We start from the raw sequence: 16,105 nt of genomic DNA, 5'->3' as shown, positions 1-16,105 counted from the left end.
CACGTCCGCCGATGAAACCGCCCCACCCGCCCGCGCTGACAATGTGACGGCGGTGCGCCACCGCACGCCCGCAGCGCGATTCCGTGCCCTACACTCAAAGGCAGCAGCGTTCACAAGATGCTGCGCCGCACAGGACACCGCGAACCACAAGGGAGCAACCTCAAGGGGACAACCACATGGGCACTGTTGCGCGTTTTGAAATCGGCTTTACCCGCTACCTCTCCCCCGACGGCTCGCCAGAGCCCGACCTTCCCGACTTTGCCCGCGATCCGGCCACCCTGCTGCCGCTCTATCGCGCCATGGTGCTGACCCGGCAGTTCGATCTCAAGGCCATCGCGATGCAACGTACCGGCCAGATCGGCACGTTCGCGTCCGCGCTGGGCCAGGAAGCGATCGGCGTCGGCGTGGCCACGGCGATGCGCCGCGACGACGTGCTGGTGCCGTCGTACCGCGATCATGCCGCGCAGTTTGTGCGGGGCGTCACGATGACGGAGAGCCTGCTGTACTGGGGTGGCGACGAACGCGGCAGCGCGTTTGCCGCAGTGCCATATGACTTCGGCAACTGCGTGCCGATCGGCACCCAGGTTGGCCATGCGGCCGGCGTGGCCTACACGTTCAAGCTGCGCCAGGCACCGAACGTGGCGGTGTGCATCCTCGGCGACGGCGGCACCTCGAAGGGTGACTTCTACGAGGGGATGAACATGGCCGGCGCGTGGCACGTCCCGCTGGTCATCGTTATCAACAACAACCAGTGGGCCATCTCGATGCCGCGCGCCAAGCAGACGGCGGCGGCGACGCTGGCCCAGAAGGCGATCGCAGCGGGCATTCCGGGCGAACAGATCGACGGCAACGACGTGATTGCCGTGCGGCAGCGCGTTGGCGCGGCCATCGAACATGCGCGCCACGGCGGCGGGCCGACGTTGATCGAGGCGGTGAGCTACCGCCTGGGCGACCATACGACAGCCGATGATGCGTCGCGCTACCGGGACGAGGCATCGGTCAAGGAAGCCTGGCGCTGCGAGCCCATTATCCGGCTGCGAGACTACCTGGCCCGCCTCGGCGCCTGGGACGCCGCGCAGGAAGAGGCGCTGATCAAGGAATGCCAGCAGGCCGTCGGCGCGGCCGTGCAGGCCTATCTTGCGCTGCCGCATCCCGATGCATCGGCGATGTTCGATTGCCTGTATGAAACGCTGCCCGACGCCATGGCCGAACAACTCGACACCGCGCGGCAATACGACGCCTCTGGCAAGACCGATACCTCGGGAGCCCATCATGGCTGAACTGCATATGGTGGAAGCCGTCAACCTGGCCCTGGCCCATGCCCTCGCCAACGATCCCGACGTGGTGCTGCTGGGCGAGGACATCGGCGTGAACGGCGGCGTATTCCGCTCGACTGTGGGGCTGCAGTCGCGCTTCGGCGAGGCCCGCGTCATCGACACGCCGCTGGCCGAAGGCGCCATCGTCGGCGCGGCCATCGGCATGGCGGCGATGGGGCTCAAGCCCGTCGCGGAGATCCAGTTCGCCGGCTTCATCTATCCGGCGATCGACAACATCCTGAATCACGCGGGTCATATGCGGCACCGCACACGCGGCCGGATCACGTGCCCGATGGTTGTGCGCGCGCCGAGCGGCGCGGGCATCCACGCGCCCGAACACCATTCCGAAAGCCCGGAGGCCCTGTTCGCGCAGATGCCGGGCATCCGCGTGGTCATGCCTTCATCGCCGGCGCGCGCCTACGGGCTGCTGCTCGCGGCGATTCGCGACCCGGACCCGGTGATCTTCCTGGAGCCCACCCGCCTGTACCGGCTGTTCCGGCAGGAGGTCGCCGACGACGGCCAGGCGCTGCCCCTCGACGCCTGCTTCACGCTGCGCGAGGGCACGGACCTCACGCTGGTGAGCTGGGGCGCGATGTTGCGGGAAACGCTGGCCGCGGCCGATGTGCTGGCCGACGACGGCGTTTCCGCGGCAGTGATCGACGTGGCCACGCTCAAGCCGCTGGACATGGAGACCATCCTGGAGTCGGTTGCGCAGAGCGGCCGATGCGTGATCGTGCATGAAGCACCGCGCACCGCCGGCCTGGGCGCAGAGATTGCCGCCAACCTGGCCGACGCGGGACTCTATTCGCTGAGCGCCCCGGTGCAGCGCGTGACGGCGCCTGACACGGTGGTGCCGCTGGCGCGACTCGAACACAGCTACATGCCGTCGGTGGCGCGGATTGTCGACGCGGCGCGACGCGCGCTGGAAGCAGCCTAGCCAAGGAGAGATAGCGATGCGGATCTTCAAGCTGCCCGACCTGGGCGAAGGCCTGCAGGAAGCGGAAATCGTCAACTGGCATGTGAAGCCCGGGGACACCATCGCAGCCGACCAGCCGCTGTTGTCGGTGGAAACAGCCAAGGCCATCGTCGAGATCCCCTCCCCGTTCGCCGGACAGGTTGCGAAACTCTTTGCGCAACCGGGCGACATCGTCCACCTGGGCGCGCCGCTGGTTGGCTTCGAGGGCGCGGGGGCGTCCGACGATGCCGGCACGGTGGTAGGCGCCGTGAAGGTCGGCACGCATGTGGTCAATGAAGGCGTCACGCGCGTAGGCGCCGCCGGCATTCCCGGCGGACATGGCATCAAGGCCACGCCGGCCGTGCGCGCGCTGGCGCGCAAGCTGTCGGTCGACCTGTCGATGGTCACCCCATCCGGCCACGATGGCGTGATCACGGCCACCGATGTGCAGCGCGTGGCCACCACCCTGGCGGACGTCGGCGCGCCGGACGTGCTGCGCGGTGTGCGCCGCGCAATGGCGCAGAACATGGCGCGCGCGCAGAGCGAAGTGGCCGCGGCCACGGTCATGGACGATGCGGACCTGCATGCGTGGCAGGCGACCGGCGCATCGGTGACCGGTCAGGACATCACGATCCGCCTGGTGCGCGCGCTGGTGGCCGGCGTGCGCGCGGAACCGGCGCTCAACGCGTGGTACGAAGGCAGGACCGGCAGACGCCACCTGCTCGAGCGGATCGACGTGGGCATTGCGGCGGACCTGCCGGAGGGGTTGTTCGTGCCGGTGCTGCGCAACGTCGGCAAACGCGATGCCGCCGACCTGCGTGCCGGGCTGGACCGAATGCGCGCCGACGTGGTCGCACGCACCATCGCGCCGGAGGAGATGCGCGGCAATACCATCACCCTGTCGAACTTCGGCATGATCGCGGGCCGCTACGCGGCGCCCATCGTGGTGCCGCCAACGGTTGCCATCCTCGGCGCGGGGCGCGTGCGCGACGAAGTGGTGGCATCCGGCGGCGTGCCTGCCGTGCACCGGGTCATGCCACTGTCGCTGACATTCGATCACCGCGTGGTCACGGGCGGCGAGGCGGCCCGGTTCCTGCGCGCGGTCATCGAGGATCTGGAACGGCCCGAGTAGCACGACAGGAGTGATTCCGGCGATACCGGCACGGCCCTGGCCAGGCCGGCCATCCGCCACATGGATGAAGCCCATTGTCCGTCCGGCGGGCAAACCAGTTCCTATACTGGATTTTCGCCGCACAGACGGCTGCGTCACGCCCCCACCCAACCCACCAATAAAGGAGCACGACCATGGCAATCCGACTTGGCGAGGAAGCACCGGACTTCACCGCCGACACCACTGAAGGGAAGATTCATTTTCATGAGTGGATCGGCGACAGCTGGGCCATCCTTTTCTCGCACCCCAAGGATTTCACGCCGGTCTGCACCACCGAGCTCGGCTACATGGCCAAGCTGAAGCCCGAGTTCGACAAACGCAATACGAAGATCATCGGCCTGTCGATCGATCCGGTGGGCGACCATTCGCGCTGGGTCAAGGACATCGAGGAAACGCAGGGCGCCACGGTCAACTACCCGATGATCGGCGATCACGACCTCAAGGTGGCCAAGCTCTACGACATGATCCACCCCGAGGCGAGCGGCGGCCCACGCACGGCAGCGGACAACGCCACGATCCGCGCGGTGTTCATGATCGGCCCTGACAAGAAGGTCAAGGCCATGCTGGTCTACCCGATGAGCGCGGGACGCAATTTCGACGAGGTGCTGCGCCTGCTCGACTCGCTGCAACTGAACGCGAAACACACCGTCGCCACACCCGTCAACTGGAAGCCGGGCGACGACGTGATCATCCCCACCTCGGTGTCGGATGACGACGCGAAGAAGAAATATCCACAGGGCTTCAAGACGCTCAAGCCTTATCTGCGAACGGTTGCCCAGCCGAAGTAGGGACCGAAGTAAGCACCTCTGTTAATACAGATGGGGTAGTCCGCACGACGGATAGGAACTATCCACAGAGAGCGTGGATAATCCCCCTCTTGACAACCCGCCAGCCCGCGCCGGTATTGGCTCAAGGTTGATTGCCTAATTTTTGTGCAATCAACCCTGGCGGGGTTTTGCTTGCAGGGGTTGAAAATTTGTGCGTTGAGTTGGGGACCGGAGTCGGGGACCGGCCTGCTGCGCTCTGCTCCGATGCATGAGAAGGGGAGGGAAGCTGGACCTCCTTCTCAATGAAAATCCCGACTCCCCACCATCAGCCTCCCCAGCAACGGACTCAGATCCACCAGTTCGTCCGCAACCAGATGGCGCACCTCGCCCTGTCGTTGCCAGGTGCCAATCACGCCGAGCAGCGTCGCCCCCAGAACCTCCTTGCGCTGCCGCTCCACCAGGTCTGGCCAGATGATGACGTTGACGGCGCCGGTCTCGTCCTCGATCGAGGTGAAGATCGTGCCGCTGGCCGTCGATGGCCGTTGGCGCACGGTCACGATGCCGCAGGCACGCACGCGGCGGCCGTTGGCGCAGTTCGCGAGTTGGCGTGCCGTCGCGAACTTGAGCGCGCGCAGTCTGTGGCGCAGTAGTGTCAGCGGATGGCACTTCAGCGATAGCCCCAGGCTGGCGTAGTCGGCGGCCACGTCCTCGCCGAGTTTCGGCTCGGGAAGTTGCAGTGCGTGCTCCTGCGGTGGCGCATCGTGCAGCAGATCGCGATGCGCGGTCTGCACCGCCGCGCCACGCGCGTGCCAGCGTGCCTGGCGTCGATGCCCCGCGAGGGATACCAGCGCATCGGCCGCGGCCAGCGCGTCAATGTCGTGCCGGTCCAGTGACGCGCGGCGCGCGAGGTCCTCGACGCTGTCGAATGGCCGCGCCACACGCGCCGCCTCGATCCGCAGCGCGGCAGCCTCGCGCATCCCCTTCACGCGATTCATGCCCAGCCGCACGTCGCGGAAGTTCTGCCCTTCCCGGCGCGGCTCCAGCGTGCTCTCCCAGTTGCTGATCGTCACGTCCACGGGCTGCGACGTCACGCCATGCCGGCGCGCGTCCTGCACCAGTTGCGACGGCGAGTAGAAGCCCATCGGCTGACTGTTGAGCAGTGCGCACAGGAACGCCTCGGGGTAATGACACTTGATCCATGCGCTGACGTATACGAGCTTGGCGAAGCTGGCCGCATGGCTTTCCGGGAAGCCATATTCCCCAAACCCCTCGATCTGCTTGCAGATGGCCAGCGCGAACGATTCGGGATAGCCGCGCCCGGTCAGCGCCCGTACCAGCGCGTCCTGATGCTTCTTGAGATCGCCACGACGACGCCAGGCCGCCATCGAGCGCCGTAACTGATCCGCCTGCCCGGGCGTAAACCCGGCCGCCTCGATCGCAAGCTGCATGACCTGTTCCTGGAAGATCGGCACGCCCAAGGTGCGGCCCAGCACGCGGCGGATCACGTCGTCGAAGTAGGTCGGCAGCTTGCGGGTGAGGCGAAACGCTTCGCGCCGCTTCAGATACGGATGCACCATGCCGCCCTGGATCGGCCCCGGCCGCACGATGGCCACTTCCACCACGAGGTCGTAATACTCCCGCGGTTGCAGCCGCGGCAGCATCGATTGCTGCGCGCGCGATTCGATCTGGAACACACCGATCGTATCGGCCTTGCAGATCATGTCGTAGGTCTTGACGTCGCCATCGGGCAGATCCTCCATGCGCGTGGGCAGTCCGGCGCGCTCCGGGTCCGGATTCGGGATCATCGTCAGCGCACGGCGGATCGCGGTCAGCATGCCCAGCGCGAGCACATCGACCTTCAACAACCCCAGCGATTCCAGGTCGTCCTTGTCCCACTGGATCACACTGCGGTTTTCCATCGCCGCATTCTCGATCGGCACGAGCCGCGACAGCTTGTCCCGCGCGATCACGAAGCCGCCCACGTGTTGCGACAGGTGACGGGGAAAGCCGCGCAACTGCTCCGTCAGGCTGGCCCATTGCCGCACGGTGATGGAATCGGGATCGAGCCCGTAGCGCGAAATGCGGTCAATGAACGCCGCGCCGCCATCCCACCAGGCCTGCCCCTTGACCACCTGTTCCACCACACCCGGGTCGATGCCGAGCGCGCGCCCCACGTCGCGCAACGCGCTGCGCGAGCGGTACGTGATCAGCGACGCGGCCAGCGCGGCGCGATGGCGGCCGTATTTTCCATAGATGTACTGGATCACCTCCTCGCGCCGCTGGTGCTCGAAATCGACATCGATATCGGGCGGCTCGTCACGCTCGCGCGACAGGAACCGGCCGAACAGCAGGTTGGCTTGTTCCGGGCTGACCTCGGTGATATGCAGGCAGTAGCAGACTAGCGAGTTGGCCGCCGATCCGCGCCCCTGGCACAGGATGCCCTCCTGGCGCGCGAAGCGGACGATATCGTGCACGGTCAGGAAGAACGGCTCGTAGTGCTTCTCCTCGATCAGTTCGAGTTCTTCCTTGAGTTGCTTCTTCCATTCCGGCGCCATGCCATGTGGAAAACGTTCGGTGATGCCGCGCTCCACCTCCTTGCGCAGATAGGTGATCGGCGTTTCGCCGTCGGGCACGAGTTCCTCGGGATACTCGTAGCGCAGCATGTCGAGCGAGAAGCGGCATTGGTCCGCCAGCTTCAGCGTCTGCGCCAGCGCTTCGCGCGGATAGAGCCGCGACAGCACCTGGCGCATGCGCAGATGCGCCTCGGCATTTGGCGCGAGGGCCCGTCCACACGCAGACAAAGGCTGGCCGATGCGGATCGCGGTCAGCACATCGGCCAGCGGCTTGCGCGAGCGGACATGCATGTTGACCGCGCCGGCCGCCACCAGCGGCACGCCGGTTTCCGCCGACACCTGCTGCAAACGCGCGCGATGCATGGCTTCGGCATGGCCCTGCAGCAGTTCCATCGCCATCCAAGCGCGGTCGCCGAAGGTTGCGCGGCACCAGCGTGCCTGCGCGCGCAGGACGTCGAGATCGGCGCAGTAATCGGGCAGCAGGACCACCAGGCAATCCGGCATGCCGCGCAGATGCGCCTGCTCCGGCTGCGGATCGGCAAGATCGGATGGATACAGCAGATAGCTGCCCTTCTCCGCGCGGGTGCGGCCCAGCGTGATGAACTCGCACAGGTCGCCAAATCCGATGCGATTGCGCGCCAGCAGCACCAGGCGCGGTGGCGGCATGGTGTCTTCGGGCGCGGCTGTCAACGTGAAGCGGCTGCCGATGATCAGGTTGAACGCATCGGCAGCGGCGGCGCGGGCTTCGAGCACGCGATGACGGCGCGCGGCGGCATCGGGGTCATCGTCGAAATCGTCCGGCGACAGCGCATCCTCATCCTCCGTATCCTCCGCATCATCCACACCTCCTGCATCGCTCTCTTCGCCGCCGGTGTCGAGGTCGAATGCCGATAGCTCCTCTATCTCGTCGACATCGCCCGCCGTCTGCCCCGCGGCCAGTCGCCGGGCGCTGCGTGTTACCGCCTCCCACATATCCTCGCGCAGCACCTTGATCGCATGATGCGCGCGGGCGGTGCCGGCCACCGAGCATTCATCGGTCAGCGCCAGCCCGCTGTAGCCCAGTTGGAACGCGCGCGAAATCAGTTCCTGCGGATGCGAGGCACCGTTCAGGAATGTGAAGTTGGAGATGCAGTGCAGCTCGACATAGTCGGGCAGCGACGGCAACAACGAAGACAGGCCGGACAGCACGATCAACCTCCTGGCATCCGGCGCGCTCAGGCAAACAGCCCATGCAGGAACCAGCGGTATTCGCCGCCGTCTTCCTGCCCGTCGCGCGTGGGATGCCCCGGGCGTTCACGATAGACCCAGCAACGCAGCCCGTCGTCGCGCTCGGCGATGAAGTAGTCGCGCGTGGCCAGGCCACCATCCCACCAGCCGGCCTCGATGCGTTCGGGGCGCGTCAGCATCACCAGCGGGCCATCATGAACGGGGCGATGCTTGTGCACGCGCAGCGGCAATGGCGACTCCAGCAGCCATAGCGGCCGTTCGGGCGGGGCCGCGCCGCCGCTTGTCCTGCCGTTTGTCGTGCCGCTTGTCGTGCCGCTTGCCGCGACCCGGGCGGGCGGTTCGTCGACGGGCGCCCATTGATTGGCGCGCTCGGGCCGGTGATCCGCCTGTGGATGCGGCTGCAGCACGTTGTCGCGCCCTAGCCGCGCCACCAGCGTATCGAGCAGCCGGCCCAGTTCCGCCGGTTCGGCACCCGGTTCCGGAAACAGCGAGTCGCTTTGCGGCACGCAAATTTCCATCGCCTCCACGCGCAACGCCAACCCGCCCACCGGCGCATGAAAGCGGATCTTGTCGAGCTTCTCGCGCAGCAGCTTCGACAGATGCACGGGATCACGGCTTGGCTGCGCCAGCCGGAGCGGCACCGGCGTGCTGTCAGTGTCCTCGCCCAGCCGGTAGCGTTCGTGCTCCAGCATCAGCACGCAGCGCGTCACGCCGGCCTGCTGCACGGCCAGCCAGCCCGAGAGCGCCAGCAACAGCCGCTGCGCCCCGGCCAGCACGCCCTCGGCCGACTCCACGCGGCCTGGCAGTTCCATGCGCTGCGCAAACGCCGGTGGCGCCTCGAACCAGGCAAACCCGGACGAAATCTGGCCATAGGCCTGGTCGAGCCGCGCCAGCAATTCCGTGCCAATACGGCGTGACAGCCCCGCGCGCGGCAACCGGCGCACCTGCCCCAGCGTGCGGCAACCAATGCCTTCGAGCCATTCGGGATCGGCCAGCGTGTGCAGGCATTCCACGGGCAGGCGGTCGAGCAGGCGCGTCATGCGGGCGGCACGCACCGCGCGGCGCGCGGGCCGGACAATGCCGCGCGACGTCTTGCGTAACGGCTGACGCGCCAGCCACGCGGCGCCCTGTGCCGTGGTACCGCTACCGATCTGCGCAAACGTGCCCAGTTGCCGCACACGCGCGCGAATCGCCCGGCACAACGCGCGATGGCCGCCGAACAGCCGCAGGCTGGCCGTGACATCGAGCATCACCGTGGCCGCTTCGGGTTCGGCGTCGATCGCCACGGCCGGCGTGAAATGCAGCAACGCCAAAGCGGCCGAGGTCATCAATGCGGACTCCGCCGCCAGATCGCGATCGAGCTGCACCACATCGGCCGACAGCGCCTGCACGCCGCCGCGCCGCATTCCATAGCGCACGCCCAGCGCCACGGCCGGGCCATTGGCCAGCACCACGCGCTCGTGCTCGATCACCGCCACCGGCAGCGCCTGATGCAGCGTTCCGGTATGGGGTGCGGGCCGGGGATCGACGGACGTACTGGCGGACGCATGGGCAGACGTAGCGGCGGGCATACCGGCATCGACCGGCTCAGGCCAGCTCGGCTGCAGCGCGTCCAGCGGCAGGCGCGGCAGGTGCACCGCGATCCAGTACGCCGGGATGGCTGGCGCTGCCGCGGATGTCGGAGATATCGGGAACATGATGATCGGCTCCTGCCGGAGTTGCTGGAACGACCAGAGCGACCGGCGTGGGCACCGCGGGTACACCCGCGCGCCGCGGCACATGAAGCATGCCTTCCAGCGGCAACAGCAGCGGCGTGTCGCGTGCCGGGCCGCGCCGCTTGTGAAAAACGATGGATAGCAGATTGCCGGGCAACGGCGATAACGCCAGCCGCAGCATGGCCGGCGACGATTCGTGCAGCACGCGGATCGGCCGCAGCACCCACACCACGGTATCGCCGGCCTGCGCCAGCACCTGCAGACGCCGCAGCGCCTCTGGCCGCGCCGCCGGGAGCCAGACCAGCACCGCGCCGAACGCCTGGCTGCGCAACATCTGCTCGGCCGCCCACGCCATGTCGGCGCGGCGCGATGCCACGCTCGCACCAGCCTGTGGACGTACCCAGTAAAGCTGACGCGCGGGCAGGCCACCGTCGGCCAGTCCTGCCGCCAGCCCTGCCGCATTGGGCAGGTACGGGGGATCGACAAAACCGATGCAGCGCCCCGCCGCGGCCAGCGCACGCAACGCCGGCATCAGCAGACGCAATTCGCCCGCGCCACCCTGGGCCAGCAGCAACTCGGTCACGGCGCCAACAGGCCAGCCGCCGCCCGGCAGTTCGGCCGTCAGGGCATCGTACCCGGTCGGGCACACGGGCAAGCGTCCGGCGCGGCCGAGCTGACCCGCGCGCCACAGCCCGGGGTAGCGGTGCTCGAGTTCGCTCACCGATGCACGGGGCGCGGAGGAGGAGGAAGCCGCATGGCCCGCCACGACTGTCGGCGGCGTGACATGCGATGACACGGTCATGATGTGGATGAAGAGGCGCAATCGACTGGCGCTGCCCTCGTATTTTTACGAATACTGTATGTTTATACAGTATCGAGACCGATGCAAGCCTGCAGCACGAATGTGGCGCGTTCACCGCCTGGAATGTGCGCTTGTCAGCGAACTGCCACGGATTCCCGGCACGAATGCAAACAAATGTCATGCACGATTGTGCAGTCCGGGGCAGGTACGCAAAATGCGCGACATGAAACAACGGAATACGCGCGATTGCGTGCATCTGCTGATCGATGGTCTCAAGCGTCAAGGTCCGCTGCGCCGTGACGTGATGGCCGACGCGTGTGGTCTTACCCCCGAGGAAACCACGCGCGCGCTAAAGGCCGCGCGCCAGATGAACGTGGTCGATCACGTGCCCTACGGTCCCGGCACGTTGCCCGGCGCCATCTTCTACCAGCTCACGGGCCGGCAGCTCCCGCCCGCCCGCAAGAGCACGCGCGTGCCGCGCGCGCCCGACGACCGCTTCCAGCCGCTGCTGGAGGCCTGGTGGAGCAGCAACGAACTCGATCGCGTCGATCGCGCATAACCACGCTCATACGCTCGCCCGCCTGCACCGGGGAGGCTGGGGAGACTTCCATCGGGAATCAGGAGCGGGGCTGTCTCACGATGACCGATTCGATGACCGATTCGATGGCTGATTCGATGGCTGATTCGGCGCCGTGACAGGCCGCGTAATGGTCGCAGCCCTCGCACGAGGGCTCAGGGCAAGGATGAATATCGAGCCGCTCGCAGACGCGGTGATAGAAGAACTTCTTCCATTTCATGTCCGTGGTATTGGCCGCGAAGACCGGCCAGAAGACCTGCCGCAGCAACGCGGACACATCGTCGCGCCCGGACAGGCCCATGTCCTGCCACAAGTGCGTATGGCCGAAGCAGCCGCAGGCCAGCGCGTGCGCGGCCCAATGCACCAGCGGCACCAGCGTCCCTGCCGCGCCCGGCGTGCAGCCGTCCTCGAGCATCTCCACCAGATCGGCGAATTCGCACGGCAGGCTGTCCGGCGCCTGTGGCGGAACATCGGGCGCCCACCCCGCCTGCGCGGCCCCGGGAAAGCAGTGATCCAGCATGTGCCGGAACGCGTCCGGCGGCAGGCCGAGCCATTGCGCGAAGCGCGGCAGGCGCCCCGCGCAGGCGGACTCCAGTACCCCGGCCAACGCCCGTGTAACGGGATCGCCGGGTTGGGCGGCAAAGGCATCCAGCAACAGCAGTGAGCGGTTCATCGTGGCAACAATGCGGCAGCACGCCCGCGGAATGGCGGGCGTCGCATCGCAATATAACCACGTATATAACGCCAGTCAAACCGCGAACGGCGCCCTACTTCTCGCGACGATAGCGAGCCTGCACGATCTGCATCCACTCGCCGTTGTCGGCCTGCATGAACGACGTCAGCGTGCGGTGATCGTCGTCAACCATGGCCACAACGTCGCGGTACTTCGCCGTTTTTCCCTCGATCACATTGCCATCCGGGCCGAACGCCGGGCCATCGGCACGCAGCGTGAGCGTACGGCCATCGGCCTCGAGATCGCCTTCGTAGACCCACATGTGGGTCATCATCGAACCGATGAACGTGCCGACAAAATGCTTGCGAACGGGGTCGTAGCCGAGCGTCATGATCGTGACCGCCGACCCACATCCCGGAAACTCGCCCTCCGCACGCGCCTGCACCCAGACGTCGCCCACCTGGCTGACCTGCTCGGGGATCTTCCATTTTTCAGGCGGTGCCTCGGGGCCCATCTGGGCCTCGCCCTCGCCTACCCACCTGCCGACGAGCTTTTGTAGCCAGCGGTGTTCGTTGGTCGCTTCGATCTTCATGCAAACGCCTCCTTGTGAGTTGCGCCGCTATTTGTGTACGACGTACACAAGAGGTTAGAAGACGAGGTCGTCGATGTCCAACAAAAACCCCCAAGATGACAAAAATGTCATCGAGCGGGTTTCCGGTGTGGCAGGGTCAGCGCGGAAATTACTGGGGCAAACGCACCTTCGGCACGATGAACTGGTTACCGGGGGCGCGCATCACATCGCACTGCGCCTCGCCCTTGCGGGCCTGTCCTGACTTGTCCACGTACTCGATGCTGCCGACCACGCTGTAGACGTCTTCGGCCACGCGGCGAGTGGTGCCGCGCACCCAGCGAAACTGGTCGGGATTCGGCAACGCGGCCTTCACCGCGTTCATGCAGGCACCGGGTGCCTCGGGCGCTTCGGGCTTGCCGCCGCGCTGGCCCAGTTCGACGTTGACGGGCGCGTCGGCCGAGGATGCGGCAGGCGCCGCCATCGCGGTCACCGGCAGCGCGATCAATGCAAGCGCCGTCAACACGCGGCGCGCTTGGATCGTCATGGTATGCACTCCAAACAAAAAAGGCCGGCACGCGCGTTGCATGCCGGCCGGTTGCCATTGTACTGGCGTACTGGCGTACGGATCGAATGTTCCGGGTCGCGTTACACCGACATGTCGCGCGGCTCCGGCTTGCGGTCATCGAACCAGCGGTACAGCGTGGGCACCATGACCAGCGTGAGCAGCGTCGACGTGATCAGCCCGCCGATCACCACCACCGCCAGCGGACGCTGCACCTCGGAGCCGGGGCCCGTCGAGAACAGGAACGGCACCAGACCCAGCATGGCGATCGTCGCGGTCATCATCACCGGACGGAAACGCTGCGTGGCGCCGCGCACCACCGCGTTGCGCAGCGACATGCCCGACTCGCGCAATGTGCGGATGTACGACACCAGCACCACCCCGTTCAGCACCGCCATGCCCCACAGCGCGATAAAGCCCACCGACGCCGGTACGGACAGGTACTCGCCCGTGACGAACAGCCCGATGATGCCGCCGATCGATGCAAACGGCAGCACCGTGATGATCAGCGTGGCATAGCGCACCGAATTGAACAGCAGGAACAGCAGGAAGAAGATCGCGGCGATGGTAATCGGCACGATGATCTTCAGGTGGCCCATCGCGCGTTCCATGTTCTGGAACTGGCCGCCCCACTCGAAGTAGTAGCCCTCGGGCAGCTTGACCTTGCTCTCGGTGGCGGACTGCAGTTCGGCCACGAAGCCGCCGAGATCGCGATCCTTCACGTTGATCATCACCACCACGCGGCGCTTGGCCATTTCGCGGCTGATCTGCGCCGGACCATCGGTCACTTCGATCTTCGCCACGCTCTGCAGCGGCACCTGCACGCCATCGGGCGCCGATACCAGCAACTGGCGAATCTCCTGCACGTTGCTGCGGAATTCCTCGGGCAGACGTACGGCCGCCGCAAAGCGACGTTCGCCTTCGAAGATATCCGTGGCACGCTTGCCGCCGATGGCGATCTCGATGATGTCGTGGATGTCCGACACGTTCAGCCCGTACCGCGCAATCGCCTGACGGTCGATCTCGATCGACAGGTATTGCTGGCCCGAGATCCGTTCGATACGGATGTCCTGCGACCCCTGGATGCCACCTGCCACGCGGGCGATCTGGCCGGCCAGGTCACGCAGCGTCTCCAGGTCGTCGCCGAAGATCTTCACGGCGATATCGGAACGCACACCACTGACCATCTCGTCCACGCGGTCCGAGATCGGCTGCGCCATCACAATCTGCACGCCGGGAATGGCCTTGAGCTTCTCGCGGATCGCGTTGGCGATGTCGTCCTGCGTCCAGCCATCGGGCCACTCGTCGCGGTCCTTGAGGCTGGCGATCGGCGTCGATTCGTTCTGACCCTGCGGGTCGGCCGGGCTTTCACCACGACCCACGCCCGAGACCACCGACTTCACGCCCGGCACTTCGAGCACCAGCTTGTTGGCCTGTTTCTCCAACTTGATCGACTCTTCCAGCGAGATGTTCGGCACGCGGTCGATAGCCGGCACGATCGAGCCTTCCTTCATCTCCGGAATGAATGATGTACCAAGCAGCGGCACGATCATCAGCGTGGCGATGAACAGCCCCACCGCCGACAGCACGGTCTTCTTGCTGTTTGCCAGCGACCAGTGAAGCATGCGCAGGTAGTAGCGCTTCATGAACGCGATGACGCGCGTGTCGTGTTCGGCGCCGCCCTTGAGCAGGTACGACGACAGCACCGGCGACAGCGTCAGCGACAGGAACAGCGAGATCGCCAGCGCGATCGAGATCGTGAAGGCCAGCGGCGCGAACATCTTGCCTTCCATGCCGGACAGCGTCATCAGCGGCAGGAACACCAGGATGATGATGCCCACGCCCACGATCACCGGCGTGGCCACTTCCTGCACCGCCTTGACCAGCACCTGCGTGCGCGTCAGCCCGGTTTTCTCCGCGTGGCCGAGCCGCTCGAACGCGTTCTCGACCACCACGACCGAGCCGTCGACCATCAGGCCGATGGCGATGGCCAGCCCCCCCAGCGACATCAGGTTGGCCGACAGCCCCACCTGGTTCATCACGATGAACGTCAGCAATGGTGTCAGCACCAGCGTGGCCAGCACGATCACCGAGGAACGCACGTCGCCCAGGAACAGGAACAGCACGATCACCACCAGCACCACGCCTTCGAGCAGCACCTTGGTGACGGTCCACAGCGCGGAGTCCACCAGTTCGCTACGGTCGTAGTACGGCACGATCTGCAGCTTGCCCGGCAACATGCCACGCTCGTTGATATCCGCCACGCGAGCCTTGACGCGGCTCACCACTTCCTTGGCGTTGCCACCGCGCATCATCATCACGATGCCGCCAACGGCCTCGGTCTGGCCGTTCTTGACCAGCGCGCCCTGGCGGACCTCGTGGCCGATCGTCACCTGTGCCACATCGCGCAGGTAGACCGGCGTGCCGTTGATCTCCTTGAGCACGATGCTGCCGATATCGTCGACACCCTTGGCCAGGCCCACGCCGCGAATCAGGTACTGCTCGGCGTAATGCGGCAGCACGCCACCGCCGGAGTTGGCGTTGTTACGCGCCAGCGCCTGGTAGACCTGCTGGATGTTGATCCCGTAGTGGCGCATCCGCTCCGGATTGACCAGTGCCTGGTACTGCCGCACGAAGCCGCCCTGCGAGTTGATTTCCGCCACGCCCGGGATCGAGCGCAGCAGCGGCCTCACCACCCAGTCCTGCGCGATGCGGCGCTCCGACAGTTCCTCCTGCGTCAGTTCGCGGTCGCCGTCGTCGGCGCGGTCCAGCGTGTACTGGTAGACCTCGCCCAACCCGGTAGAAACCGGCCCGAGCACCGGCGTCACGCCCTCGGGCATTCGGCCGGAAACCTCGATCAGCCGCTCCATGACGAGCTGCCGCGCGAAGTAGACGTCGGTCTTGTCCGTGAACACAAGCGTGATCAGCGACAGGCCCGCCTTGTTCAGCGAGCGCATCTCCTCGAGTCCGGGCAGGCCCGTCATCGACATCTCGATCGGCACCGTGACAAAGCGCTCCACTTCCTCAGGCGACCGTCCCGTGGCTTCCGTGGCGATCTGCACCTGGACGTTGGTCACGTCCGGGAACGCATCGACGGAGAGCTTCCCGGCCGCACGCAGGCCAAAGAAGAACAGCACCACGGCGATCACGCACACGGCGGCCTCAATTCCGAAGTGCAACACCGAGAATTGAGGCC

The 16,105-nt window shown here is 66.3% G+C and carries 12 protein-coding genes; 5 read left to right on the top strand and 7 right to left on the bottom strand.

What is annotated here, in order from left to right; genetic code table 11:
• Positions 1 to 176 precede the first annotated feature (176 nt).
• The 4 genes from pdhA (at position 177) to RMET_RS21355 (ending at position 4,230) form a co-directional block, all read left to right on the top strand.
• Complete coding sequence (gene pdhA / locus RMET_RS21370; RefSeq protein WP_008650901.1) at positions 177 to 1,280, top strand: pyruvate dehydrogenase (acetyl-transferring) E1 component subunit alpha; 1,104 nt, start codon at positions 177 to 179, stop codon at positions 1,278 to 1,280.
• A complete protein-coding gene (locus tag RMET_RS21365; RefSeq protein ID WP_011518625.1) occupies positions 1,273 to 2,253 on the top strand; it encodes an alpha-ketoacid dehydrogenase subunit beta in 981 nt (326 codons plus the stop codon). The genes pdhA and RMET_RS21365 overlap by 8 nt, the downstream gene beginning before the upstream one ends.
• 16 nt (positions 2,254 to 2,269) lie before the next feature.
• Complete coding sequence (locus RMET_RS21360) at positions 2,270 to 3,403, top strand: dihydrolipoamide acetyltransferase family protein (protein ID WP_011518624.1); 1,134 nt, start codon at positions 2,270 to 2,272, stop codon at positions 3,401 to 3,403.
• Between the two features lie 173 nt (positions 3,404 to 3,576).
• Complete coding sequence (locus tag RMET_RS21355; protein ID WP_008650897.1) at positions 3,577 to 4,230, top strand: peroxiredoxin; 654 nt, start codon at positions 3,577 to 3,579, stop codon at positions 4,228 to 4,230.
• Positions 4,231 to 4,508: 278 nt separating this feature from the next.
• Here RMET_RS21355 and RMET_RS21350 read toward each other — a convergent pair whose 3' ends face one another.
• Genes RMET_RS21350 through imuA form a run of 3 tightly spaced genes read right to left on the bottom strand, consistent with a single transcriptional unit; the run spans position 4,509 to position 10,526 of the window.
• A complete protein-coding gene (locus tag RMET_RS21350; protein WP_011518623.1) occupies positions 4,509 to 7,970 on the bottom strand; it encodes an error-prone DNA polymerase in 3,462 nt (1,153 codons plus the stop codon).
• Between the two features lie 26 nt (positions 7,971 to 7,996).
• Positions 7,997 to 9,706: a Y-family DNA polymerase gene (locus RMET_RS21345; protein ID WP_049799797.1), complete on the bottom strand. Its 1,710-nt coding sequence runs from the start codon at positions 9,704 to 9,706 to the stop codon at positions 7,997 to 7,999.
• The gene (imuA, locus tag RMET_RS21340; RefSeq protein ID WP_011518621.1) at positions 9,597 to 10,526 is read right to left on the bottom strand and encodes a translesion DNA synthesis-associated protein ImuA; all 930 of its coding nucleotides are present in this window, start codon (positions 10,524 to 10,526) and stop codon (positions 9,597 to 9,599) included. Before imuA ends, RMET_RS21345 begins: the two co-directional genes overlap by 110 nt.
• 223 nt (positions 10,527 to 10,749) lie before the next feature.
• Here imuA and RMET_RS21335 point away from each other — a divergent pair, with 223 nt between their 5' ends.
• Positions 10,750 to 11,085, top strand: coding sequence for a helix-turn-helix domain-containing protein (locus tag RMET_RS21335; RefSeq protein WP_231138554.1), 336 nt, complete (start codon positions 10,750 to 10,752; stop codon positions 11,083 to 11,085).
• Positions 11,086 to 11,143: 58 nt separating this feature from the next.
• On the opposite strand, the gene RMET_RS21330 is transcribed toward RMET_RS21335, so the two are convergent.
• The 4 genes from RMET_RS21330 to RMET_RS21315 all read right to left on the bottom strand — a co-directional run bounded on the left by RMET_RS21330 (position 11,144) and on the right by RMET_RS21315 (position 16,064).
• Positions 11,144 to 11,776 carry a nitrogen fixation protein NifQ gene (locus RMET_RS21330; RefSeq protein WP_011518619.1) on the bottom strand — a complete coding sequence of 211 codons (633 nt, stop codon included), beginning with the start codon at positions 11,774 to 11,776 and terminating at the stop codon, positions 11,144 to 11,146.
• Between the two features lie 94 nt (positions 11,777 to 11,870).
• Positions 11,871 to 12,368, bottom strand: a complete 498-nt coding sequence (locus RMET_RS21325; protein ID WP_011518618.1) for a DUF1579 domain-containing protein — start codon at positions 12,366 to 12,368, stop codon at positions 11,871 to 11,873.
• 148 nt (positions 12,369 to 12,516) lie between these two features.
• Positions 12,517 to 12,891: a DUF2880 domain-containing protein gene (locus RMET_RS21320; protein ID WP_008648670.1), complete on the bottom strand. Its 375-nt coding sequence runs from the start codon at positions 12,889 to 12,891 to the stop codon at positions 12,517 to 12,519.
• 101 nt (positions 12,892 to 12,992) lie between these two features.
• Complete coding sequence (locus RMET_RS21315; protein WP_011518617.1) at positions 12,993 to 16,064, bottom strand: efflux RND transporter permease subunit; 3,072 nt, start codon at positions 16,062 to 16,064, stop codon at positions 12,993 to 12,995.
• Between the last annotated feature and the right edge of the window lie 41 nt (positions 16,065 to 16,105).

The sequence above is a fragment of the Cupriavidus metallidurans CH34 genome (genome assembly GCF_000196015.1).
Taxonomy (GTDB): domain Bacteria; phylum Pseudomonadota; class Gammaproteobacteria; order Burkholderiales; family Burkholderiaceae; genus Cupriavidus; species Cupriavidus metallidurans.
This window is presented reverse-complemented; position numbering and strand designations above follow the sequence as displayed.